Source organism: Erwinia artemisiae (assembly GCF_051400835.1).
In the GTDB taxonomy this organism is placed as follows: Bacteria; Pseudomonadota; Gammaproteobacteria; order Enterobacterales; family Enterobacteriaceae; genus Erwinia; species Erwinia aeris.
Map to the genome: position 1 here is coordinate 486,493 of NZ_JBLFFM010000003.1, position 24,621 is coordinate 511,113.

Annotated in this window: 24 protein-coding genes and 2 tRNA genes; 7 read left to right on the forward strand and 19 right to left on the reverse strand. The window is 56.7% G+C overall.

All coding sequences use genetic code 11. From position 1 onward, the window contains the following. The first annotated feature begins 16 nt into the window (after positions 1–16). Both nrdD and nrdG read left to right on the forward strand, forming a co-directional pair. A complete protein-coding gene (gene nrdD, locus ACMGEE_RS10050; protein ID WP_436829990.1) occupies positions 17–2,152 on the forward strand; it encodes an anaerobic ribonucleoside-triphosphate reductase in 2,136 nt (711 codons plus the stop codon). Beyond that, entirely contained in the window at positions 2,149–2,613 is a 465-nt protein-coding gene (nrdG, locus tag ACMGEE_RS10055) for an anaerobic ribonucleoside-triphosphate reductase-activating protein (RefSeq protein WP_301250711.1), read from the forward strand. The genes nrdD and nrdG overlap by 4 nt, the downstream gene beginning before the upstream one ends. 173 nt (positions 2,614–2,786) lie before the next feature. Here nrdG and ACMGEE_RS10060 read toward each other — a convergent pair whose 3' ends face one another. Beyond that, positions 2,787–3,416 carry an NAD(P)H-binding protein gene (locus tag ACMGEE_RS10060; protein WP_253457958.1) on the reverse strand — a complete coding sequence of 210 codons (630 nt, stop codon included), beginning with the start codon at positions 3,414–3,416 and terminating at the stop codon, positions 2,787–2,789. 166 nt (positions 3,417–3,582) lie between these two features. Between ACMGEE_RS10060 and ACMGEE_RS10065 the strand changes: the two genes are divergently transcribed. Next, on the forward strand, positions 3,583–4,104 hold the full coding sequence (locus ACMGEE_RS10065) for a type 1 glutamine amidotransferase domain-containing protein (protein ID WP_125287129.1): 522 nt from the start codon (positions 3,583–3,585) through the stop codon (positions 4,102–4,104). Between the two features lie 31 nt (positions 4,105–4,135). Here the strand turns inward: ACMGEE_RS10065 and ACMGEE_RS10070 are convergent, their stop codons facing one another. Next, positions 4,136–4,564, reverse strand: a complete 429-nt coding sequence (locus ACMGEE_RS10070; protein ID WP_253457955.1) for a YhbP family protein — start codon at positions 4,562–4,564, stop codon at positions 4,136–4,138. An 89-nt stretch (positions 4,565–4,653) separates the two neighbouring features. Here ACMGEE_RS10070 and ACMGEE_RS10075 point away from each other — a divergent pair, with 89 nt between their 5' ends. Next, positions 4,654–4,959, forward strand: coding sequence for a GIY-YIG nuclease family protein (locus tag ACMGEE_RS10075; protein WP_253457952.1), 306 nt, complete (start codon positions 4,654–4,656; stop codon positions 4,957–4,959). Here ACMGEE_RS10075 and ACMGEE_RS10080 read toward each other — a convergent pair. Both ACMGEE_RS10080 and ubiT read right to left on the reverse strand, forming a co-directional pair. After that, positions 4,946–5,449 carry a GNAT family N-acetyltransferase gene (locus ACMGEE_RS10080; protein WP_253457949.1) on the reverse strand — a complete coding sequence of 168 codons (504 nt, stop codon included), beginning with the start codon at positions 5,447–5,449 and terminating at the stop codon, positions 4,946–4,948. The genes ACMGEE_RS10075 and ACMGEE_RS10080 overlap by 14 nt on opposite strands. Continuing rightward, positions 5,443–5,970: a ubiquinone anaerobic biosynthesis accessory factor UbiT gene (gene ubiT / locus ACMGEE_RS10085; RefSeq protein WP_301250714.1), complete on the reverse strand. Its 528-nt coding sequence runs from the start codon at positions 5,968–5,970 to the stop codon at positions 5,443–5,445. Before ubiT ends, ACMGEE_RS10080 begins: the two co-directional genes overlap by 7 nt. 200 nt (positions 5,971–6,170) lie before the next feature. On the opposite strand from ubiT, the gene ubiU reads away from it, so the two are divergent. The 3 genes from ubiU (at position 6,171) to ACMGEE_RS10100 (ending at position 9,228) form a co-directional block, all read left to right on the forward strand. Further along, positions 6,171–7,166: a ubiquinone anaerobic biosynthesis protein UbiU gene (ubiU, locus tag ACMGEE_RS10090; RefSeq protein ID WP_253457943.1), complete on the forward strand. Its 996-nt coding sequence runs from the start codon at positions 6,171–6,173 to the stop codon at positions 7,164–7,166. A gap of 8 nt (positions 7,167–7,174) precedes the next feature. Then, on the forward strand, positions 7,175–8,053 hold the full coding sequence (locus ACMGEE_RS10095) for a U32 family peptidase (RefSeq protein WP_253457941.1): 879 nt from the start codon (positions 7,175–7,177) through the stop codon (positions 8,051–8,053). Positions 8,054–8,220: 167 nt separating this feature from the next. After that, positions 8,221–9,228, forward strand: a complete 1,008-nt coding sequence (locus ACMGEE_RS10100) for a luciferase-like monooxygenase (RefSeq protein WP_253457938.1) — start codon at positions 8,221–8,223, stop codon at positions 9,226–9,228. Between the two features lie 148 nt (positions 9,229–9,376). Here ACMGEE_RS10100 and ACMGEE_RS10105 read toward each other — a convergent pair whose 3' ends face one another. The 15 genes from ACMGEE_RS10105 to folP all read right to left on the reverse strand — a co-directional run bounded on the left by ACMGEE_RS10105 (position 9,377) and on the right by folP (position 24,619). Next, the gene (locus ACMGEE_RS10105) at positions 9,377–11,281 is read right to left on the reverse strand and encodes a DEAD/DEAH family ATP-dependent RNA helicase (protein ID WP_253457935.1); all 1,905 of its coding nucleotides are present in this window, start codon (positions 11,279–11,281) and stop codon (positions 9,377–9,379) included. A 16-nt stretch (positions 11,282–11,297) separates the two neighbouring features. Next, positions 11,298–11,354, reverse strand: a complete 57-nt coding sequence (gene yrbN / locus ACMGEE_RS10110; protein WP_106382000.1) for a protein YrbN — start codon at positions 11,352–11,354, stop codon at positions 11,298–11,300. A gap of 103 nt (positions 11,355–11,457) precedes the next feature. Then, on the reverse strand, positions 11,458–12,342 hold the full coding sequence (gene nlpI / locus ACMGEE_RS10115; RefSeq protein ID WP_253457932.1) for a lipoprotein NlpI: 885 nt from the start codon (positions 12,340–12,342) through the stop codon (positions 11,458–11,460). Between the two features lie 124 nt (positions 12,343–12,466). Beyond that, the gene (pnp, locus tag ACMGEE_RS10120; protein ID WP_253457929.1) at positions 12,467–14,593 is read right to left on the reverse strand and encodes a polyribonucleotide nucleotidyltransferase; all 2,127 of its coding nucleotides are present in this window, start codon (positions 14,591–14,593) and stop codon (positions 12,467–12,469) included. A gap of 301 nt (positions 14,594–14,894) precedes the next feature. Next, positions 14,895–15,164 carry a 30S ribosomal protein S15 gene (rpsO, locus tag ACMGEE_RS10125; RefSeq protein ID WP_125287118.1) on the reverse strand — a complete coding sequence of 90 codons (270 nt, stop codon included), beginning with the start codon at positions 15,162–15,164 and terminating at the stop codon, positions 14,895–14,897. A 77-nt stretch (positions 15,165–15,241) separates the two neighbouring features. Beyond that, complete coding sequence (gene truB, locus ACMGEE_RS10130; protein WP_253457926.1) at positions 15,242–16,216, reverse strand: tRNA pseudouridine(55) synthase TruB; 975 nt, start codon at positions 16,214–16,216, stop codon at positions 15,242–15,244. After that, on the reverse strand, positions 16,216–16,617 hold the full coding sequence (rbfA, locus tag ACMGEE_RS10135) for a 30S ribosome-binding factor RbfA (protein ID WP_125287116.1): 402 nt from the start codon (positions 16,615–16,617) through the stop codon (positions 16,216–16,218). The genes truB and rbfA overlap by 1 nt, the downstream gene beginning before the upstream one ends. Positions 16,618–16,682: 65 nt before the next feature. Further along, positions 16,683–19,370 (reverse strand): translation initiation factor IF-2, encoded by a 2,688-nt coding sequence (gene infB / locus ACMGEE_RS10140; protein ID WP_253457923.1) that lies wholly within the window; start codon positions 19,368–19,370, stop codon positions 16,683–16,685. A gap of 24 nt (positions 19,371–19,394) precedes the next feature. Then, on the reverse strand, positions 19,395–20,900 hold the full coding sequence (nusA, locus tag ACMGEE_RS10145; protein ID WP_253457920.1) for a transcription termination factor NusA: 1,506 nt from the start codon (positions 20,898–20,900) through the stop codon (positions 19,395–19,397). Positions 20,901–20,924: 24 nt separating this feature from the next. Further along, on the reverse strand, positions 20,925–21,377 hold the full coding sequence (gene rimP / locus ACMGEE_RS10150; RefSeq protein WP_148101243.1) for a ribosome maturation factor RimP: 453 nt from the start codon (positions 21,375–21,377) through the stop codon (positions 20,925–20,927). A gap of 208 nt (positions 21,378–21,585) precedes the next feature. Further along, a tRNA-Met gene (locus ACMGEE_RS10155) sits at positions 21,586–21,662 on the reverse strand. 59 nt (positions 21,663–21,721) lie between these two features. Further along, positions 21,722–21,808, reverse strand: a tRNA-Leu gene (locus ACMGEE_RS10160). 48 nt (positions 21,809–21,856) lie between these two features. Further along, a complete protein-coding gene (secG, locus tag ACMGEE_RS10165) occupies positions 21,857–22,186 on the reverse strand; it encodes a preprotein translocase subunit SecG (RefSeq protein WP_253457917.1) in 330 nt (109 codons plus the stop codon). A gap of 260 nt (positions 22,187–22,446) precedes the next feature. Beyond that, a complete protein-coding gene (gene glmM / locus ACMGEE_RS10170) occupies positions 22,447–23,781 on the reverse strand; it encodes a phosphoglucosamine mutase (RefSeq protein ID WP_253457915.1) in 1,335 nt (444 codons plus the stop codon). 1 nt (position 23,782) lies between these two features. Then, positions 23,783–24,619 (reverse strand): dihydropteroate synthase, encoded by an 837-nt coding sequence (gene folP / locus ACMGEE_RS10175; protein WP_253457912.1) that lies wholly within the window; start codon positions 24,617–24,619, stop codon positions 23,783–23,785. Positions 24,620–24,621 lie beyond the last annotated feature (2 nt).

The window sequence follows — 24,621 nt, forward strand, 5'->3', positions numbered from 1 at the left end:
GAAACAGGGATACGCTATGGCTTCATTAGTGATTAAACGGGACGGCTGCCGCGCGCCTTTTGAGCAAGCACGCATTCTGGAGGCGATAAAAGGCGCGGCCAGCGCGGCGGCTATTCATGATGATGATTACTGCGCGCAGGTGACCGAACACATCTGTCGGCAGCTGACGCAGGAAGAAGTGGATATCCATGTTATTCAGAACGCCGTTGAAAACGCGCTGATGGCCGGCCCCTATCCTGCGCTGGCCAGAACCTATATAGAATATCGTCACGACCGCGATATTGCCCGCGAGCTGCGCGGCAAGCTGAATAAGGCGATCCGTGGGCTGGTCGAGCAAAGCAACCCGGCGCTGCTGAACGAAAACGCCAATAAAGACAGTAAAGTGATCCCCACGCAGCGCGATCTGCTGGCCGGTATCGTAGCCAAACACTATGCCACCCAGCATATCCTGCCGCGCGACGTGGTGCTGGCTCACGAGCGCGGCGAAATTCACTATCACGACCTGGACTACTCGCCCTTCTTCCCGATGTTCAACTGCATGCTGATCGATCTTAAAGGCATGCTGACCCAGGGCTTTAAGATGGGCAACGCCGAGATAGAGCCGCCTAAATCGATCTCGACCGCTACCGCCGTGACCGCGCAGATTATCGCTCAGGTCGCCAGCCATATTTACGGCGGCACCACCATTAACCGGATTGACGAGGTGCTGGCGCCTTTTGTCGAGGCAAGCCGGGAAAAACATCGGCAGGCGGCGCGTAAATGGCAAATTGCCGATGTGGAAGCCTACGCGCAGAGCTGCACGGAGAAGGAGTGCTTCGACGCCTTCCAGTCGCTGGAGTATGAGGTGAATACGCTGCATACCGCCAACGGCCAGACGCCTTTTGTGACCTTTGGCTTCGGCCTTGGCACCAGCTGGGCGGCACGGCTGGTGCAGCAGTCCATTTTGCGCAACCGCATTGCCGGGCTGGGGAAAAACCATAAAACGGCGGTGTTCCCCAAGCTGGTCTTCGCCATCAAAGAGGGGCTGAACCGCTCGCCGGGCGACGCCAATTACGATATCAAACAGCTGGCGCTGGAGTGCGCCAGCAAGCGCATGTATCCCGATATCCTTAATTATGAGCAGGTGGTGAAAGTGACCGGCTCGTTTAAAACGCCGATGGGCTGCCGCAGCTTCCTGGGCGTGTGGGAAGAGAACGGCGAACAGGTGCATGAAGGGCGTAATAATATCGGCGTGATTAGCCTGAATCTGCCGCGCATCGCGCTGGAGGCGGCAGGTGATGAAGCTCGCTTTTGGGATCTGCTGGACAGCCGTCTGCGGCTGGCGAAAAAAGCGCTGATGACCCGTATCGCCAGGCTGGAAAACGTCAAAGCGCGCGTGGCACCGATCCTCTATATGGAAGGCGCCTGCGGCGTGCGGCTGAAGGCAGACGATAACGTGGCGGAAATTTTCAGACACGGACGCGCTTCGATCTCGCTGGGCTATATCGGCATTCATGAAACCATTAACGCCCTGAGCGGCGGCAAAACCCATCTTTACGATGATGCGGCGCTGCGGCGCAAGGCGCTGGCTATCGTCAGCCGCCTGCGCGAAACGGTCGAGGCCTGGAAAGAGGAAACCGGCTACGGCTTCAGCCTTTACAGCACGCCAAGCGAGAACCTGTGCGACCGCTTCTGCCGTCTGGATCGCGCGCAGTTCGGCATCGTCAAAGGCGTGACCGACAAAGGCTACTACACCAACAGTTTTCATCTCGACGTCGAGAAGAAGGTGAACCCTTACGACAAAATCGATTTCGAAGCGGCCTATCCGCCGCTCGCCAACGGCGGTTTTATCTGTTACGGCGAATATCCCAATATCCAGCATAACCTGAAGGCGCTGGAGGATGTCTGGGACTACAGCTACAGCCGCGTGCCCTATTACGGCACCAATACCCCGATCGACGAATGCTACGAGTGCGGCTTTACCGGAGAGTTTGACTGCACCAGCAAGGGCTTTACCTGCCCCAAATGCGGCAACCACGATCCTGAACGCGTTTCCGTCACCCGGCGCGTCTGCGGCTACCTGGGCAGCCCGGACGCGCGGCCGTTCAACGCCGGCAAGCAGGAGGAAGTGAAGCGCCGCGTTAAGCATCTGGCCGCAGGCCAGCTGGGGTGAATATTCATCAATATTACCCGGTCGATATCGTTAACGGGCCGGGTACGCGCTGCACGCTGTTCGTGGCCGGCTGCGAGCACCAGTGCGTCGGCTGCTATAACAAAAGCACCTGGCGGCTCAATTCCGGCTATCCCTTTACCGTGCAAATGGAAGAGCAGCTGATTGCCGATCTGAACGATACGCGCATCCCGCGCCAGGGTCTGTCGCTGTCGGGCGGCGATCCGCTGCATCCGGCTAACGTGGCCGATATTTACCGGCTGGTACAACGGGTGCGTCGCGACTGTGCGGGAAAAGATATCTGGCTGTGGACGGGCTACTGTCTGGCGGAACTGAGCGCAGAACAGCGCCGTGTGGTAGAGCTGCTCGACGTGCTGGTGGACGGTAAATTTATTGAGGCGCTGCGCGATCCGGCGCTGCGCTGGCGAGGCAGCAGCAATCAGGTTATCCACTATCTGCGCTAAGGACGGCGCGGCTTGCTTATCCCGTTCGCCTTTCCCGGCACGGCTAAATCTTATTTACCGACGCGGGCGGGACGCTGTAAATATCGAACTGACCGCTCCATGCGGAGCAGCTACTCACAGTGTTTGCAGATCGCCGACGCAGCGGTCACATTACTATGTCGTTTCGGTCGCGCTTACCGCGCGCGCGGGATCGCTGACGACTCGATGACGGTGACCTCCTGCCGTGCTGGCGCAAAAGCTTCGCGCAGCATCACGGCGGCGACGTCTCTGGCGGCAACGGCGCGCCAGTTGCCCGGCAGCAGACGAAACAGCGGCGCCATCAGCGACTCGCCCGCGCGGCTGTTTTCTCTTTCGCCCAGCAGCAGCGACGGCCGGATTAAGGTCAGGCGCGGCCAGCCCTGCTTTTGCAGCGCGTTCTCCATCTCGCCCTTCACCCGATTGTAGAAGAAAGGCGAATGCATATTTGCGCCATGCGCGCTGACCACCAGCAGATGTTTGGCGCCGAGCCGCTGACCGGCAATGGCCGTATCCACCACCAGCGCATAGTCGACGTGGATAAAGGCCGCCTTGCTGCCCGCCTCGCGCCGCGTGGTGCCCAGACAGCAAAAGACAATATCCAGCGGCGTTTGCAGCGGGCCCAGCACGTCGGTGAGATCGGCCTCCACCAGGTTAGTTACCTTGTTCATCTCCGGCAGCTTACGTCTTGTTGGCGCCACGATCTCGCTGACGCGCGGATCGTCAATCAGCAGGCGCAGAAGATGTTGTCCCACCAGGCCGGTCGCACCGGTAATCAGTACTCTCATCCGTTTCTCCTTTTTACTGAGTGTAGCCTTCGCCTCCCAAAGCGGTTAGCGGCAGCTAACTCCCCCCTGTAATCAGTAACATGCAGCGCATTACTTCGACGCGGCTTGATTTTTCAGTGTTTTCAACCAGGCTTAACTGACTTCACAATAATAACCGGAGGAAAAGATGAGCAAGAAGATTGCTGTCCTGATCACTGATGAATTCGAAGACTCCGAATTTACTTCGCCAGCCGAAGCCTATACCAAAGCTGGCCACCAGGTTGTGACTATTGATAAAAAAGCGGGCGTCACCGTCACCGGCAAGCAGGGTAAAGCCCAGGTGAAGATCGATAAAGATATCGACCATGTAAACGTGGACGACTTCGACGCGCTGCTGCTGCCGGGCGGTCATTCGCCGGATAGCCTGCGCGGCGACGATCGCTTTGTAAACTTCACCAAAGCCTTTGTGGATGCCGGTAAGCCGATCTTCGCTATCTGCCACGGCCCACAGCTGCTGATTAGCGCCAACGCCACGCGAGGCCGCAAAATGACCTCGGTGAAGGCTATCGCTATCGATCTGAAAAATGCCGGTGCCGACTTCTACGACAAAGAAGTGGTGGTGGACAACGACAAGCTGGTCACCAGCCGTACGCCGGACGACCTGCCTGCGTTCAACCGTGAATCGCTGCGCATTCTCGAAACCGTTTGAGAGTAGCGGCCAGGTTCGCCTGGCCGTTCTTTTATTCCCGCCGCCAGCTCAGCTTTTTGCCAAATCCCAACGCGTTATCCACCATTTTCAGCTCGCTGACGGCAATTTCCCAAAGGGGCGCTGAAGCTGCCGCCGCGACCGGAAATCGTTTGATATAGGCCCTACGTGCTTTCTCTTCTGCCGCCCCCGTCAACAGGCTGACCTGCCCCGTATACTGCACGCCTTTGATTAACATCACCGACTTCGGCTGGCCGTTAATCGTGCCTGCAACCTGCGGATCGCGGACAAACTGGCTGCCGTGACGCGTTTTCTCCTCCGTCATCAGCCAGAACGCAACGTTCTCTGCATCAAAGACATAAAAACAGTTGGCGCACCAGACGGGGCTACCGCCGCACACCGACAGTACATGCTGCTTTTGTAAATAGCGGGTAATGGCCTGTAACGGCTCTGGTTCGGACATGATGACTCCCTGAAAACTACGCAAAAAACCTTTCGCGCCGTGCGCGAGCTGATAAACTTTCGGCCACGACTGGCGACGGGCAATAACGGATGGCAACACAGGCAACAGCGCCCTGGCACCTTTATATCGTGCAGACAGCAGGCGGCGCGCTCTATACCGGCATTACTAATGATGTGCCGCGACGCTTTAAGCAGCATCAGGCGGGCACGGGCGCGAAGGCGCTGCGCGGCAAAGGGCCGCTGACGCTGCTGTTTCACTGCGAAGCGGGCGACCGCGCCAGCGCCTCCAGGCTGGAATACCGGATAAAGCAGCTGAAACGGCAGGAAAAAATCAGGCTGGTGACGCACCAGCCTGTTTCACTTGAAGCCTGGCTGACCGATCTTACTGGCGGTTAAACGGCGCCGCGAAATCGATCTGGCCTTCCACGCCGCTAAAAGCATCATCCGCCAGCTTGTAGACCTGGAAAGCGGCTTCACCGCCCTGCCAGCGGCAGCGTAGCTGATGGCGGGCGGCCGGTTCAAAACCGTAGCGCCCGTAATAGTCGGGATCGCCCACCACCACTACGGCGGCGTAGCCGAACTCGTTAAGCGTATCCAGCCCCTCGTAAATCAGCTGCTTGTCTAACGGCTGGTCGCGTACGCTTTCATCCACCACCAGCGGCGCCAGGCCTACCCACTGCTTGTCTTCGCCATTCAGGGTGACCGGGCTGAAGGCAGCATAGCCCAGCACCTGTCCTTCATCATCGGTCGCCACAATGCCCAGCGTCAGTAAGCCATCTTCACGCAGCTGCTGTACCAGCTCCGCCTCTGCGGAGGTGGGAAAGCTGCGGCGCAACAAACTGTCTATGCTGGCCGCATCGACGCCGATTTCCGTACGAATTAACATGTTACACCTGCGCGATCTGCTGTCGCAGCCGCGTCCTCAGTCAGTCCTGCCTCAATAAAATCAGCCAGCTGCATCAATCCGATTCGCAGCGGCTTCGGCATAGTCTCAAGCTCGATAGCATCCATCAGATTTTTGACTTCCAGCCCCAGCTCGGTATCGCCTTCAATCACCAGCCGACGCTGAAAAAACAGCGTATCCGGATCGCGCCGACGCGCCGCCACCAGCAGCAGGTCGTTGACGTCGCCGCGAAACCACACATCCGCCTCGGCCCGATCGGCCACCCGTAACGCGCCCTGCTCAACGGTGGTTGCCCAACTCAGCCCCAGATCGCGGATTTCAACACCTAACCAGTGCCCCTGCAAAAAGTTTAACTCACCTTCCGCCAGTGCATAGTGAAATTGCCAGCTCAGCAGCTGCTGCAAAAAATGCTTTTTAGCGGCAAAGGGGGCAAATTGTAGCGGCAGACGCAGCCACTGCGGGCCTTTGCGAACCAGCTGCGCGCGTAACGGGTTAAGCACCATTATCACTCCTTCAGATAAAATTTCAGCTATTTTGCCATATTGCAGGATCCTGTAAGGCAGATGGATCAACAAAGTGCGCAAACCTTGCCGGCTTCGTCATAAAAATTATGGCGATCGTTACGCTTTTCACTGCCCTGCATCAAAAAATGGCACGGTGGAGAAGCGTAAACTTCTTTGTTCTCTTGCTTACGGGATCTTATATGGAACTGCTTTGTCCTGCCGGCAATCTACCGGCCCTGAAGGCGGCCATCGCCAGCGGCGCAGATGCTGTCTACGTTGGGCTGAAAGATGATACCAACGCCCGTCATTTCGCCGGCCTTAACTTCACGGCAAAACGGCTGGAAGAGGCCGCTCGCTACGTTCATCAGCATAGACGCAAACTGCATGTTGCGATTAATACTTTCGCCCATCCATCCGGCTATGCCCGCTGGGAAAACGCCATAGACAGCGCGGCCGACGCGGGCGTGGACGCACTGATCCTGGCCGATATCGCCATGCTGGAATACGCAGCAAGCCGCTATCCTCACATCGAGCGACACGTTTCCGTGCAGGCTTCGGCCACCAACAGCGAAGCGATAAAATTCTATCAGCGCCATTTTGACGTTGCGCGCGTGGTGCTGCCGCGCGTGCTTTCCGTGCATCAGGTTCGCCAGCTTGCCCGCACGTCGCCCGTGCCGCTGGAAGTGTTCGCTTTCGGCAGCCTGTGCATTATGGCCGAAGGTCGCTGCTACCTCTCTTCCTGGCTGACCGGCGAGTCGCCTAATACCGTAGGCGCCTGCTCGCCCGCCCGTTTTGTTCGCTGGCAGCAAACGCCAGACGGGCTGGAATCCCGCCTGAATAACGTGCTGATTGACCGCTACGGCGCTCAGGAAAACGCCGGCTACCCTACCCTGTGTAAAGGCCGTTATAAGGTGGAGCAGACGGCTTACCACACGCTGGAGGAGCCGACCAGCCTGAACACGCTTGAGCTGCTTCCCACGCTGCTGGGCATGAATATCGCCTCGGTGAAAATCGAAGGCCGTCAGCGCAGCCCGGCCTATGTGCAGCAGGTGACGCAAATCTGGCGACAGGCTATCGATCGCTGCAAGGCCGATCCGCAGAATTTTGCCGTGCAGCAGCACTGGATGGCCGCGCTCAGCGCCCTGAGCGAAGGGACGCAAACCACGCTGGGTGCTTATCATCGTCAATGGCAGTAGGAAAAATCATGAAGTATGCGTTAGGGCCGGTGCTTTGGTACTGGCCGAAAGAAGATCTGTACGCTTTCTACCAGGCCGCCGCCGCCAGCCAGGCGGACATTATCTATCTGGGCGAGGCGGTGTGCAGCAAACGCCGCGCCGTTAAATTTGCCGACTGGATGGCGCTGGCGAAAGAACTGGTCGGCGCGGGCAAGCAGGTTGCGCTAAGCACTCTGGCGCTGGTTGAGTCGCCTTCCGAGCTGACCGAGCTGAAGCGCTATGTCGATAACGGCGAATTTCTGATTGAAGCCAACGATATGGGCACGGTGCATATGGCCGCGGAAGCGGGCCTGCCTTTTGTCGCCGGTCATGCGCTGAACTGTTATAACGCCATGACGCTGCGCCTGCTGCATAAGCTGGGTATGGTGCGCTGGTGTATGCCGGTCGAGCTTTCGCGCGACTGGCTCTGCGCGCTGTTAGCCCAGTGCGAAGAGCTGGGGATCCGCGGCCGGTTCGACGTAGAGGTGCTGGGGTACGGCTATCTGCCGCTGGCGCTCTCCGCCCGCTGCTTTACCGCCCGCGCAGAAGATCGCAGCAAAGACGATTGCCAGACCTGTTGTATTAACTACCCTCACGGCAGAGCGGTGCGCTCTCAGGAAGATCAGCAGGTGTTTGTGCTGAACGGTATCCAGACCATGAGCGGCTACTGCTATAATTTGGGGAACGATCTGGTTTCCATGCAGGGATTGGTGGACATTGTCCGTTTCTCACCGCAGGGAACCGACACGCTGGAAGTGATAAATGCCTTTCACGCTAATGAAACGGGCCATGCGCCGTTAACGCTGATTGACCAGCAGCACTGCAACGGCTACTGGCGGCAAATGGCCGGTCTGACGCTGGTGGAGTAACGCGCCGTCGGCCAGCCGCCATTTCGTTTAGCGCGGTAGAGGCACACTTATCTTTCTTCACGTCCCGGGCTCGCGTAAAGTGCTGCAAATTGCCAATCCGCTTCCCTGAAGATCGCTTAGGCTGTGTATTTGCGCAGGCGCGTAGCCTGGAAATAAAGTGAGCGATTATGTCTGATAAAAAAACTGCCTCTCTGTCCGTGCTCGATCTGGCCCCGATCCCTCAGGGCGCGACCGCGCGTGACGCTTTTCATACCTCGCTGGCGATGGCGCAGCAGGCGGAACAACTGGGTTTCAACCGCTACTGGCTGGCTGAACACCACAATATGACCGGCATCGCCAGCGCGGCGACGTCGGTGCTGATCGGCTATCTTGCCGCTAATACCAGCACGCTACGGCTCGGCTCCGGCGGCGTGATGCTGCCAAACCACGCGCCGCTGGTGATTGCCGAGCAGTTCGGTACGCTGGAATCTCTCTATCCGGGACGCATTGATTTAGGCCTGGGACGCGCGCCCGGCTCCGATCAGCGCACCATGATGGCGCTACGTCGGCATATGGGCGGTCACGTGGATAACTTCCCGGCCGACGTGGCGGAGATAGTCGGCTGGTTCGACGCCGAACAGGGCGAGGCGCCTGCCGTTCAGCCGGTGCCGGGCCTGGGCCTGAAAATCCCCGTCTGGCTGCTTGGCTCCAGCCTTTACAGCGCCCAACTCGCGGCGAAGCTGGGCCTGCCGTTCGCTTTCGCCTCGCATTTTGCGCCCGAGATGCTGTTCCAGGCGCTTCACCTTTATCGCGAAAACTTTAAGCCTTCGGCTCGCCTGGCGCAGCCGCACGCGATGGTTTGCGTTAACGTGGTCGCCGCCGACAGCGAGCGCGATGCCCGTTTCCTGTTTACCTCCATGCAGCAGCAGTTCGTCAATCTGCGTCGCGGTCAGCCGGGCCCGCTGCCTGCGCCGGTGGAAAATATGGATAACCTGTGGTCGCCTTCCGAGCAGTATGGCGTGCAGCAGGCGTTAAGCATGTCGATTGTCGGCGATCTGGATAAAGTGCGTCACGGCCTGTCTGCACTGATGCGGGAAACCCAGGCGGATGAAATCATGGTAAACGGCCAGATTTTTGATAAAGAGGCGCGGCTGCGCTCGTTTGCGCTGGCCATGGAAGCCTACCGCTCACTGTAACAAAAATGGCGGGGGAAGCCATTCCCTCGCCCGCTGTTAAAACGATTCCCGCCTGACGTACTCGCCCCGCTGCAACTATTCGCTTTCTTAAAGGCAAAAAAAATGCCGGTCACTTTTCAGTGACCGGCATCAGACTGGCTAGCAGTGATTAGGCATCACGACGACGAGTCGGCGCTGCGCCGTCTTCACGACGTGGTGCACGACCGTCACGGCTGAAGCCGCCCGGACGACGCTCGCCGCTACCGCTGCGCTCGTTGCTGAAACGACGACCGCCTTCGCTACGTCCGCCTTCGCTACGCGCGCCGCCGAAACCGCCGCGACCTGGCGCACCGCTACCGCGACGCTCACCGCCACGATCGTTGCTGCGAGGCTGCGCATCACCAATCAGCTGCATATTCATCGGCTTGTTCAGAATACGCGTGCGGGTGAAATGAGACAGAATGTCGCCCGGCATGCCTTTTGGCAGTTCGATAGTTGAGTGCGTACCAAACAGCTTGATGTTGCCGATGTAGCGGCTGCTGATATCGCCTTCGTTAGCGATAGCGCCAACGATATGACGAACTTCAACGCCGTCATCACGACCCACTTCGATACGGTAAACTTCCATATCGCCAACGTCACGACGTTCACGACGTGGACGATCGCCATCACGGGCTTCGCGAGGACCACGGTCCGGACGGTCGCCGCGACGATCGTCACGCTCTTTGAACTCACGACGCGGACGTGGAGCCGGATCTGCCGGTACGATCAGCGGACGTTCGCCCTGCGCCATTTTCAGCAGCGCGGCAGCCAGCGTTTCGATATCCAGCTCTTCTTCCGCAGGCTGCATTTTGCTCAGCAGCGCACGGTACTGTTCCAGATCGCTGCTTTCCAGCTGCTGCTGAACTTTAGCGGCAAACTTGGCCAGACGACGCTGACCCAGCAGCTCTGCGTTTGGCAGCTCTACTTCAGGAATAGTCAGCTTCATGGTGCGTTCGATGTTACGCAGCAGACGACGCTCACGGTTCTCAACGAACAGCAGCGCACGGCCGGCACGACCTGCACGACCGGTACGGCCGATACGGTGAACGTAAGATTCGGCATCCATTGGGATGTCGTAGTTCACAACCAGGCTGATACGCTCAACATCCAGACCACGTGCCGCTACGTCGGTAGCGATCAGAATATCCAGACGGCCGTCTTTCAGACGCTCCAGGGTCTGCTCACGCAGCGCCTGATTCATATCGCCGTTCAGGGCCGCACTGTTATAACCGCTGCGCTCCAGCGCTTCGGCCACTTCCAGCGTGGCGTTTTTGGTGCGCACGAAGATAATCGCCGCATCAAAATCTTCCGACTCCAGGAAGCGTACCAGCGCATCAGTCTTACGACCGTAAGCGGTCCAGTAGCTCTGGCTGATATCAGGACGCGTGGTCAGGCTTGACTGAATACGCACTTCCTGTGGATCTTTCATGAAGCGTTTGGTGATACGACGAATCGCTTCTGGCATGGTGGCAGAGAACAGCGCGGTCTGATGATCGGCCGGGATCTGCGCCATAATCGTTTCAACGTCTTCGATGAAGCCCATACGCAGCATTTCATCGGCTTCGTCCAGCACCAGGCCGCGCAGGTTAGAAAGGTCTAACGTGCCGCGTTTCAGGTGGTCCAGCAGACGACCAGGCGTACCCACAACAACCTGTGGACCCTGGCGCAGCGCACGCAGCTGTACGTCGTAACGCTGGCCGCCGTAAAGGGCCACTACGTTAAGACCGCGCATGTGTTTAGAGAATTCAGTTACGGCTTCCGCAACCTGAACCGCCAACTCACGAGTTGGTGCCAGCACCAGGATTTGTGGCGCTTTCAGGTTGCTGTCAATGTTGTGTAGCAGTGGCAGCGAGAACGCTGCGGTTTTGCCGCTACCGGTCTGTGCCATACCCAATACGTCACGGCCCGCCAGCAGATGTGGGATACACTCTGCCTGGATCGGAGATGGCTTAACATAGCCCATGCCGTTAAGTGATTCGAGGATGGATTCGTTCAGACCCAGGTCAGCAAAAGTGGTTTCAATTTCAGTCATGTAGTACACGTGCCTCTTAGATTGCGGCGGCCAGTCTACATAACTCGTCGTGAAAACATTCAGTCATTTTCATCAAAAAGTGTGAACCGGCTCAAATTAGTGGTTTCGACGAACAAGAAAGCCCTCACCCGTGAAGATGATGACATTTCAAAAATCAGGCAAAAAAAGTTCGTCAGCTATTGCTGGTCAGATTCTGATAAATCGTCTTGTGTCTGGCCGAGTAGCGCCAGCTCCAACAATGCATATCGGTGCTCAACAAAGTTATGGACGTTGTTGGCAACCGTCAGCTTGAACAACGCTTCTGCGTTGTCCTTCTCCCCCAGACTTAGGTAGTGCTTACCTAAATAGAAGTTGGTTTCACTGAGATGTTCAGCGAGCGAGGTGTTATCCGTTGCGTCCGCCTTGAGCCTCTCCATCAGCGTTTTTTCGCTGATACGGCCCAGGTAGAACTCGACAATATTCCATCCCCATTGGTCTCTGTCCGCCTTATCGTAACGCTGCTTCAGCGCCACTTCTGCCTTGTCGGCGCTCATCTCACGTTCATCGAGATAGAGCCACAGGCTGCGGAAAGGATCGTTAGGATCGTCTTGATAAAACGCCAGCAGATCATCTTGCGCTAGTTTAAATCTTCCACCGTAGTAGAGTGCGATTCCGCGATTTAAACGCGCGTAATTGTAAGTTGGATCAAGCTCAAGTACAGAATCAAACGCTTCGTAGGCAGCATCAAAATTGCCTGCCTGCGTCAGATATATGCCTAAGTAATTGAATACTTCCGGCATATCCGGTCTGACAGACAGCGCTTGTGAAAAATCATTTCGCGCCAGTGCTCTCAAACCTAAACTATCATACAACACTCCGCGCTCATATAACAGCTGTGCGCGTTCATCATCGGTTAATGCCCGACTGGCAAGTATTTGTTCCATGCGCGCCAGGATCACTTCCTGCTGCAACGTAGGCTGTAGCGGAACAGCCAAAACCTCGTTGTTACGCCAATCCGGGTTGCTGCATCCTGCCAGCGTTAAAGCTGTCGCAACGAAACACCAGCGCAAAAAAGGCTTCATTCACCACTCCCAAATACAAACAATGGGATGATCATCCTTTCATCCGCCTGCCGTGCACAAGGTGTCGTCCTGTCCTCGCGATGGAACAGCTCTTCGCGTCGCCGCGAAGAGCTTAGTGTGCTGCTTATTCTGCTGAAGCTTCTGGCGCAGGCGCCGCAGCCGCTTCCGGCTCGGCCGCTTCCTTGATGCTCAGGCGCACGCGGCCCTGACGATCAACTTCCAGAACTTTCACCGGGACTTCCTGGCCCATCTGCAGATAGTCAGTGACTTTCTCAACGCGCTTGTCGGCGATTTGAGAAATGTGCACCAGACCCTCTTTACCGCCGCCGATAGCGACGAAGGCGCCGAAGTCGACGATGCGGGTCACTTTACCGTTGTAAATGCGGCCCACTTCGATTTCTGCCGTGATCTCTTCGATACGGCGGATAGCGAACTTCGCTTTGTCACCGTCGGTCGCAGCGATTTTCACGGTACCGTCATCTTCGATTTCGATGGTGGTGCCGGTCTCTTCGGTCAGCGCACGAATAACAGAACCGCCTTTACCGATCACGTCTTTGATCTTGTCCGGGCTGATCTTGATGGTATGGATGCGCGGAGCAAACTGCGAGATATCGCCGCGTGGCGTGCTGATAGCCTGTTCCATTACGCCCAGGATATGCAGACGCGCGCCTTTAGCCTGGTTCAGCGCCACCTGCATGATTTCGCGGGTGATGCCTTCGATTTTGATGTCCATCTGCAGCGCGGTAATGCCTTCACGGCTACCGGCTACTTTGAAGTCCATGTCGCCCAGGTGATCTTCATCGCCCAGGATATCTGACAGCACGACAAAGTTATCGTTGTCTTTAACCAGACCCATCGCGATACCGGCTACGGCCGCTTTGATCGGCACGCCCGCGTCCATCAGCGCCAGTGAAGCGCCGCATACGGAAGCCATAGACGATGAACCGTTGGATTCGGTGATTTCTGACACTACACGTACGGTGTACGGGAACGCGTCGCCTTTCGGCATTACGGCCAGCACGCCGCGCTTCGCCAGACGACCGTGACCAATTTCACGACGCTTAGGCGAGCCAACCATACCGGTTTCACCCACGGAGTACGGAGGGAAGTTGTAGTGGAACAGGAAGTTGTCGGTGCGTTCACCCATCAACTCGTCCAGGTTCTGTGCGTCACGCGCGGTGCCCAGCGTCGCCGTTACCAGCGCCTGAGTTTCGCCACGGGTAAACAGCGCGGAGCCGTGAGTACGCGGCAGCACGCCGGTGCGCACGTCCAGACCACGGATCATATCTTTTTCACGACCGTCGATACGCGGCTCACCACGCAGAATGCGGCTACGCACCACGTTCTTTTCCAGACCGTGCAGGATATCGCTGATTTCGCCTTCGTCCAGGCTTGCGTCTTCCGCCAGCAGCGCCGCTGTGGTTTCAGATTTGATCACGTCAACCTGAGCGTAACGCTCCTGTTTTTCGGTGATGCGGTAAGCGTCGCTCAGACGGGATTCGGCCAGCGCGGCGATGCGGCTGTTCAGCGCTTCGTTAACCGCTTCCGGCTGCCATTCCCAGCGAGGTTTGCCCGCTTCGGCAACCAGTGCCTTAATGTTTTCGATAACAACCTGCTGCTGCTCGTGGCCAAATACCACGGCGCCCAGCATCTGATCTTCGCTCAGCAGTTCCGCTTCGGATTCCACCATCAGCACGGCACCTTCGGTACCAGCAACAACCAGATCCAGCTTGCTTTCTTTCAGCTCGTCGGTGGTTGGGTTCAGCACGTACTGGTCGTTGATGTAACCCACGCGGGCAGAGCCGATTGGGCCGTTGAAAGGAATACCGGACAGGCTCAGCGCGGCAGAAGCGCCGATCATCGCTACGATATCAGGGTTAACCTGTGGGTTAACGGAAACCACGGTGGCAATCACCTGGACTTCGTTAACAAAACCTTCCGGGAACAGCGGACGAAGCGGGCGGTCAATCAGACGCGCAATCAGCGTTTCGCCTTCGCTTGGACGGCCTTCACGACGGAAGAAGCTGCCCGGGATACGACCAGCAGCGTAGGTACGCTCCTGATAGTTGATGGTCAGAGGGAAAAAGTCCTGACCCGGCTTGGCTTTTTTCTGGCCAACTACGGTTACAAATACAGCGGTGTCGTCCATGCTGACCATAACGGCAGCGGTGGCCTGACGAGCCATCATACCGGTTTCAAGCGTGACGGTATGCTGACCATACTGGAATTTTTTTACGATCGGATTCAGCAAAATAATGTCCTTAACGTTCCTGGCAAGAGCTTTCTCCTGCCGTGACTCTTAAATCTTCATTGCATCCTCGCGACTAATGACAACCCTAATCCCTTATGGGACAAAGCCTCTCATTAGCCGCGCGAATCTCTGCAACTGAAGATCACACTCAGCAACAATACAATAGTTTGGCCTGGATTGCTGCCGCCCGACTGAAAAAAGGGGCCATAAAGGCCCCTTTTTAGCGAAACTCGCACAAATCTGCCTTTTTCCCCCTTTTCCTTCGTCGGACGACGAAAGCGAGGAGAGCAGACTGTAAGACTTAGCGACGCAGACCCAGACGCTCGATCAGGCTGGTGTAACGTGCAACGTCTTTACGCTTCAGGTAATCCAGCAGCTTACGACGCTGTGAAACCATGCGCAGCAGACCGCGACGGCTGTGGTGGTCTTTTTTGTGCTCAGAGAAGTGACCCTGCAGATGGTTAATCTGAGCGGTCAGCAGAGCAACCTGAACTTCGGTAGAACCACTGTCGTTAGCATCACGGCCGTAATCAGCAACGATCTGCGCTTTGTTTTCTGCACTTAGAGACATTTTACTACTCCAAATTTTAAGATAAATGTACAGGCGCCGATCTCTAATTCAGCCACCCAATGTAAAGCCGCGCCATTCTACTCTGAGCCTGAGGCTTTCGCAAATGATGCATCGGAATATTCTACTACCAGCCGACGCGGCGCAACGCGGCCATCTTCCGCCACTTCCGCCATGCCGATAAACTGACGCGCCTCGCCTTCCGTGACGCGCACCAGCCCCGAGTCCGGCACGTTCGCCGCCTGCACCGGCATGCCCTGTTTAAAGTAAGCCGCCGCGCTGACAGGCAGGTTTACCTCAGGATAAGCCGCCGCCGGGCTGTCCATCGGCATCAGCAACGGGTCGAGCAGCTCTGCCGCCGGACGCTCGTTACGCGCGGCCTCTTCGCTAAGTGCCTGCAGCTGCTCCAGCGTGACCATTGCGTCGATCGGATAGGTCGCGACCTGCAAACGACGCAGGAAAATCACGTGCGCACCGCAGCCCAGCATTTCGCCTAAATCGTCCGTAATGGTGCGGATGTAAGTGCCTTTTGAGCAGTGAATTTCCAGCTCCAGCTCGTCGCCTTCAAGGCGAATAAATTTTAGTTCGTAAACGGTAATGCTGCGTGCTTCACGCGGGACTTCAATGCCTTCACGCGCATATTCATAGAGCTTGCGCCCCTGATACTTGAGCGCCGAATACATTGACGGCACCTGCTGCGTTTCGCCACGAAAGCTATCCAGCGCGGCGTCAAGCTGCGCCTGCGTGAAGTTCACCGGTCGTTCGCTGATGATCTGACCGTCCGCATCCGAAGTATCGGTACGCTGGCCTAACCGCGCGATCACGCGATAGCGCTTGTCGGAATCGAGCAGATAGCGGGAAAACTTCGTCGCTTCGCCCAGGCATATTGGCAGCATACCGGTCGCCAGCGGATCGAGCGCGCCCGTATGGCCCGCGCGGTTGGCGTTAAACAGCCGCTTAACTTTTTGCAGCGCGTCGTTAGACGACAGGCCGCCGGGCTTGTCCAGCAGCAGGACACCGTGAATATCGCGTCCGCGACGACGAGGACGACTCATTACTCCTCCTTGTCGTCTTCCGCAGGGCCACGGCGCTCGGCGTCGTTGCGAACCACGTTAGTGACAAGGTTAGACATGCGCATCCCTTCAACCAGCGAGTTGTCGTAGAAGAAGGTCAGTTCAGGCACGATACGCAGGCGCATCGCTTTGCCCAGCAGGGAGCGGATATAGCCGGAAGCGTCGCCCAGCGCGCGCAGGCCGCCTTTGATGGCGTCTTCGTCTTTATCGTTTAAAAAGGTAACGAACACTTTTGCATAGGCCAGGTCGCGGGAAACTTCCACGCCGGAAACCGTGACCATCATGCCCAGACGCGGATCTTTGATCTCACGCTGTAAAATAATCGCGATCTCTTTCTGCAGTTCCTGGGAGACGCGCTGCGGGCGACCGAATTCTTTCGCCATAATTATTCTCTCCAAATAAATACGGGAGGCGCAAAGGCCTCCCGAACAGGTTGGTCAGGCAACCATTAAGCGATGGTACGCTGGATTTCGATGATCTCGAAGACTTCGATCATATCGCCAACACGCACATCGTTGTAGTTCTTCACGCCGATACCACATTCCATGCCGTTACGGACTTCGTTAACGTCATCCTTGAAGCGGCGCAGGGATTCCAGCTCGCCTTCATAGATAACCACGTTGTCGCGCAGCACGCGGATTGGGTTGTGACGCTTGATGTTGCCTTCCGTCACCATACAGCCGGCAACCGCGCCAAACTTAGGTGATTTGAACACGTCACGCACTTCGGCCAGGCCGGTGATCTGGTGCTTGTATTCCGGCGCCAGCATACCGCTCATCGCCTGCTTCACTTCGTCAATCAGGTTATAGATGACGGAGTAGTAACGCAGATCCAGGCTTTCTGAATCGATCACGCGGCGCGCGGACGCGTCGGCACGAACGTTAAAGCCTACCAGGATGGCGTTGGAAGCCGCAGCCAGCGTGGCGTCGGTCTCGGTGATACCACCTACGCCGGAGCCAACGATTTTCACTTTCACTTCGTCAGTGGAAAGCTTCATCAGCGAGTCGGCGATAGCTTCGACAGAACCCTGTACGTCCGCTTTCAGCACGATGTTCAGCTCGGAAACTTCGCCTTCGGTCATGTTAGCAAACATGTTCTCCAGCTTGGATTTCTGCTGACGCGCCAGCTTAACTTCACGGAATTTGCCCTGACGATAGAGCGCCACTTCACGCGCTTTCTTCTCGTCACGCACCACGGTCGCTTCATCACCGGCAGCAGGCACGCCTGACAGGCCTAGGATTTCGACCGGGATCGAAGGACCCGCAGTCAGCACTTCGCGGCCCAGCTCGTCACGCATCGCACGCACACGGCCATACTCGAAGCCGCACAGCACGATATCGCCTTTGTTCAGCGTACCTTCACGTACCAGCACGGTAGCAACAGGGCCGCGACCTTTATCCAGGAAGGATTCGATCACGACGCCGCTGGCCATACCCTGACGAACAGCGGTCAGCTCCAGGACTTCAGCCTGCAGCAGGATAGCGTTCAGCAGGTCGTCGATACCGGTTCCGGCTTTCGCGGAAACGTTAACGAACATGTTCTCGCCGCCCCACTCTTCCGGAATGATACCGTACTGAGTCAGTTCGTTTTTAACGCGATCCGGATCGGCTTCTGGCTTATCGCACTTGTTCACCGCAACCACAACCGGCACTTTCGCCGCTTTGGCGTGCTGGATAGCTTCGATGGTCTGTGGCATCACGCCGTCATCGGCGGCGACAACCAGGATAACGATATCCGTTGCCTGAGCACCACGAGCACGCATTGCGGTAAACGCGGCGTGGCCAGGGGTATCCAGGAAGGTCACCATACCGTTGTCGGTTTCGACGTGGTAAGCACCGATGTGCTGGGTAATGCCGCCCGCTTCGCCAGAGGCGACTTTAGTGGAGCGAATGTAGTCCAGCAGTGAGGTTTTACCGTGGTCAACGTGGCCCATGATGGTCACGACCGGCGCACGGGATTCCATGGCCGCATCGGTATCACGATCGCTCATTACCGCTTCTTCCAGCTCGTTCTCGCGGCGCAGCGTCACTTTGTGACCCATCTCTTCCGCGACCATCTGGGCAGTTTCCTGATCGATAACCTGGTTGATGGTGGCCATAGCGCCCATTTTCATCATCGCTTTGATGACCTGGGAGCCTTTCACCGCCATCTTGTTAGCCAGTTCCGCTACGGTGATGGTTTCACCGATAACCACGTCACGGTTAACAGCCTGAGCCGGCTTGTTGAAGCCCTGCTGCAGCGTACTCTTACGCTTGCCGCCTTTACCGCCACGGAATTGCGCACGCGCTTCTTCACGGTCGGTTTTCGCTTCGGAATGCTTGTTGCCTTTCTTACGCTGTGGGGCTTTAGCCGGACGAGCAGCGCGAGTGCGGCGATCGCCTTCAACCTGCGCATCGTTCTCGTCTTCTGCCGCACGGGCGTGGGTAGAGGTGGTCACGTGATAGTCAGAAGTGTCTTCCACTTCTTTCTCCGCTTCCGCCCATTCTGAACCTTTTTCTTCCGCCATTTTACGGGCCTCTTCCGCTACGCGCTTCGCTTCTTCTTCGATCTTGCGACGCGCTTCTTCTTCAGCTTTACGCTTCAGTTCAGCGGCTTCCGCTTCACGACGGGCTTTATCAGACTGTTGATTGCGGGTCATATCGTCGGTTTGTTGGTTGCTCACTTTGTCTTTTTCCGCTGCTTCACGCCTGGCTTTCTCTGCCGCCTCACGTTTAGCCTGCTCCTCGGCTTCACGCTGCGCTTTTTCTTGAGCTTCGCGCTGGGCTTTTTCTTCAGCCTCGCGACGAGCCATTTCTTCCGCTTCGCGCTGTGCCTGCTCTTCTGCTTCTGCCTGAGCGGCTTCTGCAGGATCGCCTTTTACATAGGTGCGTTTTTTGCGGACTTCGATTTGCACCGATTTACTTTTACCGCCGGTGCCCGGAATATTCAAGGTGCTGCGCGTTTTGCGCTGTAAGGTCAGTTTACCAGAACCGCCATTGTTGTCGCGATTCAGGTGCGTCAGGAGCGTCTCTTTTTCCTGCTGGGTCACAGAGTCGGTTTCAGACTTGCGGATCCCTGCATCAGCAAATTGCTGTACCAGGCGTTCTACCGGTGTCTGAATCTCTGCCGCCAGCGATTTTACAGTTACATCTGTCATGCTGTTCCTTCCTGCTACAGTTTATTACGCGTCGTCGCCGAACCAGCAGATATTTCGTGCAGCCATAATTAGCTCGCCGGCCCTTTCGTCGTTCAGGCCTTCAATATCTGTCAGATCGTCAACACCCTGCTCGGCAAGATCTTCCAGCGTGCAAACGCCAATCGCTGCCAGCTTAAATGCCAGCTCACGGTCAAGACCTTCCAGGTTCAGCAGATCTTCTGCCGGCTGTTTGTCGCCCAGACTCTCGGCTTTTTCCAGAGCAAGGGTGGTTAACGCATTTTTCGCACGATCGCGCAGCGCTTCTACTGTCTCTTCATCCAGACCGTCGATTTCCAACAGCTCGTTGATAGGCACGTATGCCAGCTCTTCCAGAGAAGAGAAGCCTTCTTCAACCAGCACGGTTGCGAAATCTTCATCAATATCGAGATGTTTGGTAAAGACGTCGATGGCAGCGTGGGCTTCAGCCTGGTGCTTGGCCTGCAGATCGTCGACCGTCATCACGTTCAGCTCCCAGCCACTCAGCTGCGAAGCCAGACGCACGTTTTGGCCGTTACGGCCAATCGCCTGAGCCAGATTTCCGGCTTCTACGGCGATATCCATGGTGTGATTATCTTCATCCACCACGATAGAGGCGACGTCCGCCGGGGCCATCGCATTGATCACGAACTGCGCAGGATTGTCATCCCACAGCACGATATCAATACGTTCGCCACCCAGCTCGCTGGACACCGCCTGAACTCGCGCACCGCGCATACCCACGCAGGCGCCGACCGGGTCGATACGCTTGTCGTTGGTTTTTACGGCGATCTTGGCACGGGAGCCTGGATCGCGCGCGGCAGCTTTAATCTCAATCACTTCTTCAGCAATTTCCGGCACTTCAATGCGGAACAGTTCGATTAGCATCTCCGGTTTGGAGCGCGTAACGAACAGCTGTGCACCACGCGCTTCCGGCCGTACTGCATAGAGTACGCCGCGGATGCGGTCGCCCGGACGGAAGTTTTCACGCGGCAGCATATCTTCACGAATGATTACCGCTTCCGCATTGGTATTAGAACCATCGGTTGGGCGCACTTCGAGAGAGATGTTGTCGCGGTTCACTTTCTTCACGACGCCGGTGATGATCTCACCTTCCTGCTCGCGGAACTGGTCAACGACCATCGCGCGTTCTGCCTCGCGCACTTTCTGCACGATAACCTGTTTTGCCGTCTGCGTGGTGATACGGTCAAAGGTGACAGATTCGATCTGATCTTCAACATAATCGCCCAGATTCAGCGATTCGTCTTCGAATCGCGCGGCATCCAGGGTGATTTCACGCGTTGGCATGGTGACTTCGTCAACAATGACCCAGCGGCGAAACGTGTCAAAATCGCCGCTTTTGCGATCGATGCTGACGCGGACGTCGATTTCCTGCTCGTACTTTTTCTTGGTAGCCGTGGACAGCGCGCTCTCCAGCGCTTCGAAAATCTTCTCGCGCGGGAGGGATTTCTCGTTCGATACTGCCTCGACTACAGCTAAGATTTCTTTGTTCATCCTGGTATGCCTCAATCCGGACTTTTAAAAGTGGGGAACCAGGTTCGCCTTCTGGATGTTACTCAGCGCGAACACTTCGTCGTTACCCTCAACGGCAACGGTTACCATTTCACCATCTACGGATTTAATGATTCCCTGCCACTTGCGGCGGTTCTGTACGGCCATACGCAGCACCAGGCTTACTTCCTCGCCGGTGAATCGCGCGTAGTGCTCTGCGGTAAAGAGTGGGCGCTCAAGGCCTGGCGAGGAGACTTCAAGGTTATAAGCCACGGTGATGGGATCTTCAACATCAAACACCGCGCTGACCTGGTGGCTGACATCAGCACAATCATCAACATTGATGCCATCTTCACTATCAATATAGATGCGCAGCGTAGATGTGCGACCGCGAACGAACTCAATGCCAACCAGCTCGTAGCCCAGCGCTTCTACCGGTGCCGTAATCAGCTCTGTTAATTTTTGCTCTAATGTGGACAATCCCACCCCCAAGACATAAAAAAAGGGCTTAATAGCCCAGTATGCTGTTTCCTGATAACAAAAAACCCCGATAAATCGGGGCTTTATGCGACTGGACCCTGTACGCCATAAATGGCGGTTCGGCACAATCCATAGAATTTTTTTCAAAATTCGCTGTTAGCGCCGTGCAATGCATACAGTATATTTGAAAAAGAACTCTAAGGGAAAGTGGTTGCGGGGGCCGGATTTGAACCGACGACCTTCGGGTTATGAGCCCGACGAGCTACCAGGCTGCTCCACCCCGCGTCCGAAAACGTGGCAAATACTACGCCGATCTTGCATAAAATGCAAGCAAAACTGAGATTTGGTACCGAGGACGGGACTTGAACCCGTAAGCCCATGCGGGCACTACCACCTCAAGGTAGCGTGTCTACCAATTCCACCACCACGGCACTAAAAGGTTGCGACTTTTTCTTTTCTGTCGCGTCGAAATTTACAGCTTACTGTGGGATATCGCTACCCGGCGCGGCCGGTTTCGCTGGCTGACTCTGCTGCTGTGCAGGCTGAGACAGATTTTCCCACTCGCTTCCTTTCTGCGTTTTGTTGCTGTTCAGGTTGCCCAGGATCAGACTGATTACAAAGAACAGCGTCGCCAGCACTGCGGTCATACGGGTCATAAAGTTGCCAGAACCGTTAGAGCCGAACAGCGTTGCTGAAGAACCTGCACCGAACGATGCGCCCATATCAGCGCCTTTACCTTGCTGCAGCATGATCAGACCTACAAGGCCGATTGCCACAATAAGGAAAACTACCAAAAGAGCTTCGTACATAATCAACCTGTTTCCTTGCGCGTTATCGCGCATTTAAGCTTCAAAACCAGTGAGCAGATAGCGTTGTCGCTACCCATCAGAAGCGGGTGTGAATACTAACCAAAGCGGCCTGATTGCGCAAGGGCAATTTAGCACGGCCACGTCAATTGCAGAAAAAAGCGGCAAAAGCGACGACAAAGCTGAAAAAAGCGCCAACTATCACACGGCTACGACGCTTTCAGCCGGGCACCCTGTCGTGCCCGGCCCGGTTATTATTTGCCTCAGACAGCCTTGACCGCATCGGCAATGCGGTGTGCCAGCGACGTGACCTGCGCTTCGTCTTCGCCTTCCACCATCACGCGGATCAGCGGCTCGGTGCCCGATTTACGCAGCAGGACGCGACCACGCCCTTTCAGTTCTTTTTCCGCTTCGGCCGTCACCGCTTTCACCTGCGCATCTTCCAGCGGATCGGTTGCGCCGCTAAAGCGCACGTTCACCAGGATCTGCGGCAGCAGCTTCATGCCGCTGCACAGGTCGTGCAGGCTCATATGGTTGCGTACCATGGCAGTGAGTACCTGCAAACCTGCCACAATGCCGTCGCCGGTAGTGGTCTTGTCCAGCAGGATAACGTGACCGGAGTTTTCCGCGCCCAGCCGCCAGCCTTTCTCCTGCAGCTTCTCCAGCACGTAGCGGTCACCCACTTTCGCCCTGGCGAAAGGAATGCCCAGCTGTTTCAGCGCCAGCTCAAGCCCCATATTGCTCATCAGCGTGCCTACCACGCCGCCGCGCAGCTGGCCCTGGCGCAAGCCTTCGCGAGCCACGATATAGAGGATCTGATCGCCGTCGACCTTTTCACCCAGGTGATCGACCATCATGATACGGTCGCCGTCGCCGTCATAGGCCAGCCCGATATCGGCTTTTTCGGCCAGTACGCGAGCCTGCAGCTGGCGAAGATCGGTTGCGCCGCATTCCTTGTTGATGTTCATTCCGTCCGGATTGACGCCAAGGGTAATCACTTCCGCCCCCAGCTCGCGCAGCACGTTTGGCGCAATGTGATAGGTGGCGCCGTTGGCGCAGTCCACCACGATTTTCAGGCCGTTCAGGCTCAGCTCGCTGGGGAAGGTGCCTTTACAGAATTCGATATAGCGGCCTGCGGCATCCACAATACGGCTGGCGCGTCCCAGCTCGGCAGAGTCAACGCAGGTAATGGGCTTTTCCATTTCCGCTTCAATCGCTTCTTCGACCTCATCCGGCAGCTTGGTGCCGTCGATCGAAAAGAATTTGATGCCGTTGTCGTCGAAAGGGTTATGCGACGCGGAAATCACAATACCCGCTTCCGCGCGGAAAGTGCGGGTCAAATAGGCGATAGCGGGCGTCGGCATTGGGCCGGTAAAAGCGGCTGACAAACCTGCCGCCGCCAGGCCTGCTTCCAGCGCGGATTCCAGCATGTAGCCGGAAATACGCGTGTCCTTACCAATAATAATTTTTTTTGAGCCGTTGCGCGCCAGCACTTTGCCTGCCGCCCAGCCCAGCTTCAGAACGAAGTCTGGGGTAATCGGCGTTTCGCCGACCTTGCCACGAATGCCATCTGTACCAAAATACTTACGGTTGCTCATGCTACTTTTCCTTCGCTGACAGTGTCGCCTCGACGACGCGCATCGCCTCAACGGTTTCTTTAACATCGTGGACGCGCAAAATATGCGCGCCCTGCATAGCGGCAATAACCGCGCAGGCCAGGCTGCCCGTCAGCCGCTGCGTCGGCCCGACGTTCAACAGCTGCCCAATCATGCTTTTGCGTGACATGCCGACCAGCAGCGGCAGCCCAAAGCGGTGAAAATCGGCCAGGTGCGCTAACAGTTGATAATTGTGGGAGAGATTCTTACCGAAACCGAATCCCGGGTCGAGCAGCAGCTGCGTTTTTTTGATCCCTGCCGCCTCGCAGCGAGCGATCTGCTCCACGAAAAAGGCGTCCACTTCCTGCAACAAATGACGATACTGAGGGGACTGCTGCATCGTTTTAGGATCGCCCTGCATATGCATCAGGCAGACCGGCAGCCCCGTCTCTGCCGCCGCTTCCAGCGCGCCGGGTTTCTGCAGGGAGCGGATATCGTTAATGATATGCGCGCCAGCCTTTGCGGCTTCCCGGATAACCTCCGGGCTGGAGGTATCCACAGAGATCCATACCTCAAAGCGCTGCGAGATAGCTTCCACAACGGGGATAACGCGCGCCAGCTCCTGTTCAACGCTGACCTCATCCGCTCCAGGACGCGTAGATTCGCCGCCGATATCAATGATGGTCGCGCCAGCGTTAATCATGCCGTTAGCGTGCGTCAGGGCCTGCACTAAATCGTTATGCTTGCCGCCGTCCGAAAAAGAGTCCGGCGTCACGTTCAGAATGCCCATAACGTGAGGATGAGTCATATCGAGCACGGAATCTCGGGCGTGAAGCTTCATGG

Coding starts and splice junctions, on each gene's coding strand:
- nrdD (WP_436829990.1), top strand. CDS start 17: ATGGCTTCATTAGTGATTAAACGGGACGGCTGCCGCGCGCCTTTTGAG.
- ACMGEE_RS10060 (WP_253457958.1), bottom strand. CDS start 3,416: ATGAGAGTACTGATTACCGGTGCGACCGGCCTGGTGGGACAACATCTT.
- ACMGEE_RS10065 (WP_125287129.1), top strand. CDS start 3,583: ATGAGCAAGAAGATTGCTGTCCTGATCACTGATGAATTCGAAGACTCC.
- ACMGEE_RS10070 (WP_253457955.1), bottom strand. CDS start 4,564: ATGTCCGAACCAGAGCCGTTACAGGCCATTACCCGCTATTTACAAAAG.
- ACMGEE_RS10075 (WP_253457952.1), top strand. CDS start 4,654: ATGGCAACACAGGCAACAGCGCCCTGGCACCTTTATATCGTGCAGACA.
- ACMGEE_RS10080 (WP_253457949.1), bottom strand. CDS start 5,449: ATGTTAATTCGTACGGAAATCGGCGTCGATGCGGCCAGCATAGACAGT.
- ubiT (WP_301250714.1), bottom strand. CDS start 5,970: ATGGTGCTTAACCCGTTACGCGCGCAGCTGGTTCGCAAAGGCCCGCAG.
- ubiU (WP_253457943.1), top strand. CDS start 6,171: ATGGAACTGCTTTGTCCTGCCGGCAATCTACCGGCCCTGAAGGCGGCC.
- ACMGEE_RS10095 (WP_253457941.1), top strand. CDS start 7,175: ATGAAGTATGCGTTAGGGCCGGTGCTTTGGTACTGGCCGAAAGAAGAT.
- ACMGEE_RS10100 (WP_253457938.1), top strand. CDS start 8,221: ATGTCTGATAAAAAAACTGCCTCTCTGTCCGTGCTCGATCTGGCCCCG.
- ACMGEE_RS10105 (WP_253457935.1), bottom strand. CDS start 11,281: ATGACTGAAATTGAAACCACTTTTGCTGACCTGGGTCTGAACGAATCC.
- nlpI (WP_253457932.1), bottom strand. CDS start 12,342: ATGAAGCCTTTTTTGCGCTGGTGTTTCGTTGCGACAGCTTTAACGCTG.
- rpsO (WP_125287118.1), bottom strand. CDS start 15,164: ATGTCTCTAAGTGCAGAAAACAAAGCGCAGATCGTTGCTGATTACGGC.
- truB (WP_253457926.1), bottom strand. CDS start 16,216: ATGAGTCGTCCTCGTCGTCGCGGACGCGATATTCACGGTGTCCTGCTG.
- rbfA (WP_125287116.1), bottom strand. CDS start 16,617: ATGGCGAAAGAATTCGGTCGCCCGCAGCGCGTCTCCCAGGAACTGCAG.
- infB (WP_253457923.1), bottom strand. CDS start 19,370: ATGACAGATGTAACTGTAAAATCGCTGGCGGCAGAGATTCAGACACCG.
- nusA (WP_253457920.1), bottom strand. CDS start 20,900: ATGAACAAAGAAATCTTAGCTGTAGTCGAGGCAGTATCGAACGAGAAA.
- secG (WP_253457917.1), bottom strand. CDS start 22,186: ATGTACGAAGCTCTTTTGGTAGTTTTCCTTATTGTGGCAATCGGCCTT.
- glmM (WP_253457915.1), bottom strand. CDS start 23,781: ATGAGCAACCGTAAGTATTTTGGTACAGATGGCATTCGTGGCAAGGTC.
- folP (WP_253457912.1), bottom strand. CDS start 24,619: ATGAAGCTTCACGCCCGAGATTCCGTGCTCGATATGACTCATCCTCAC.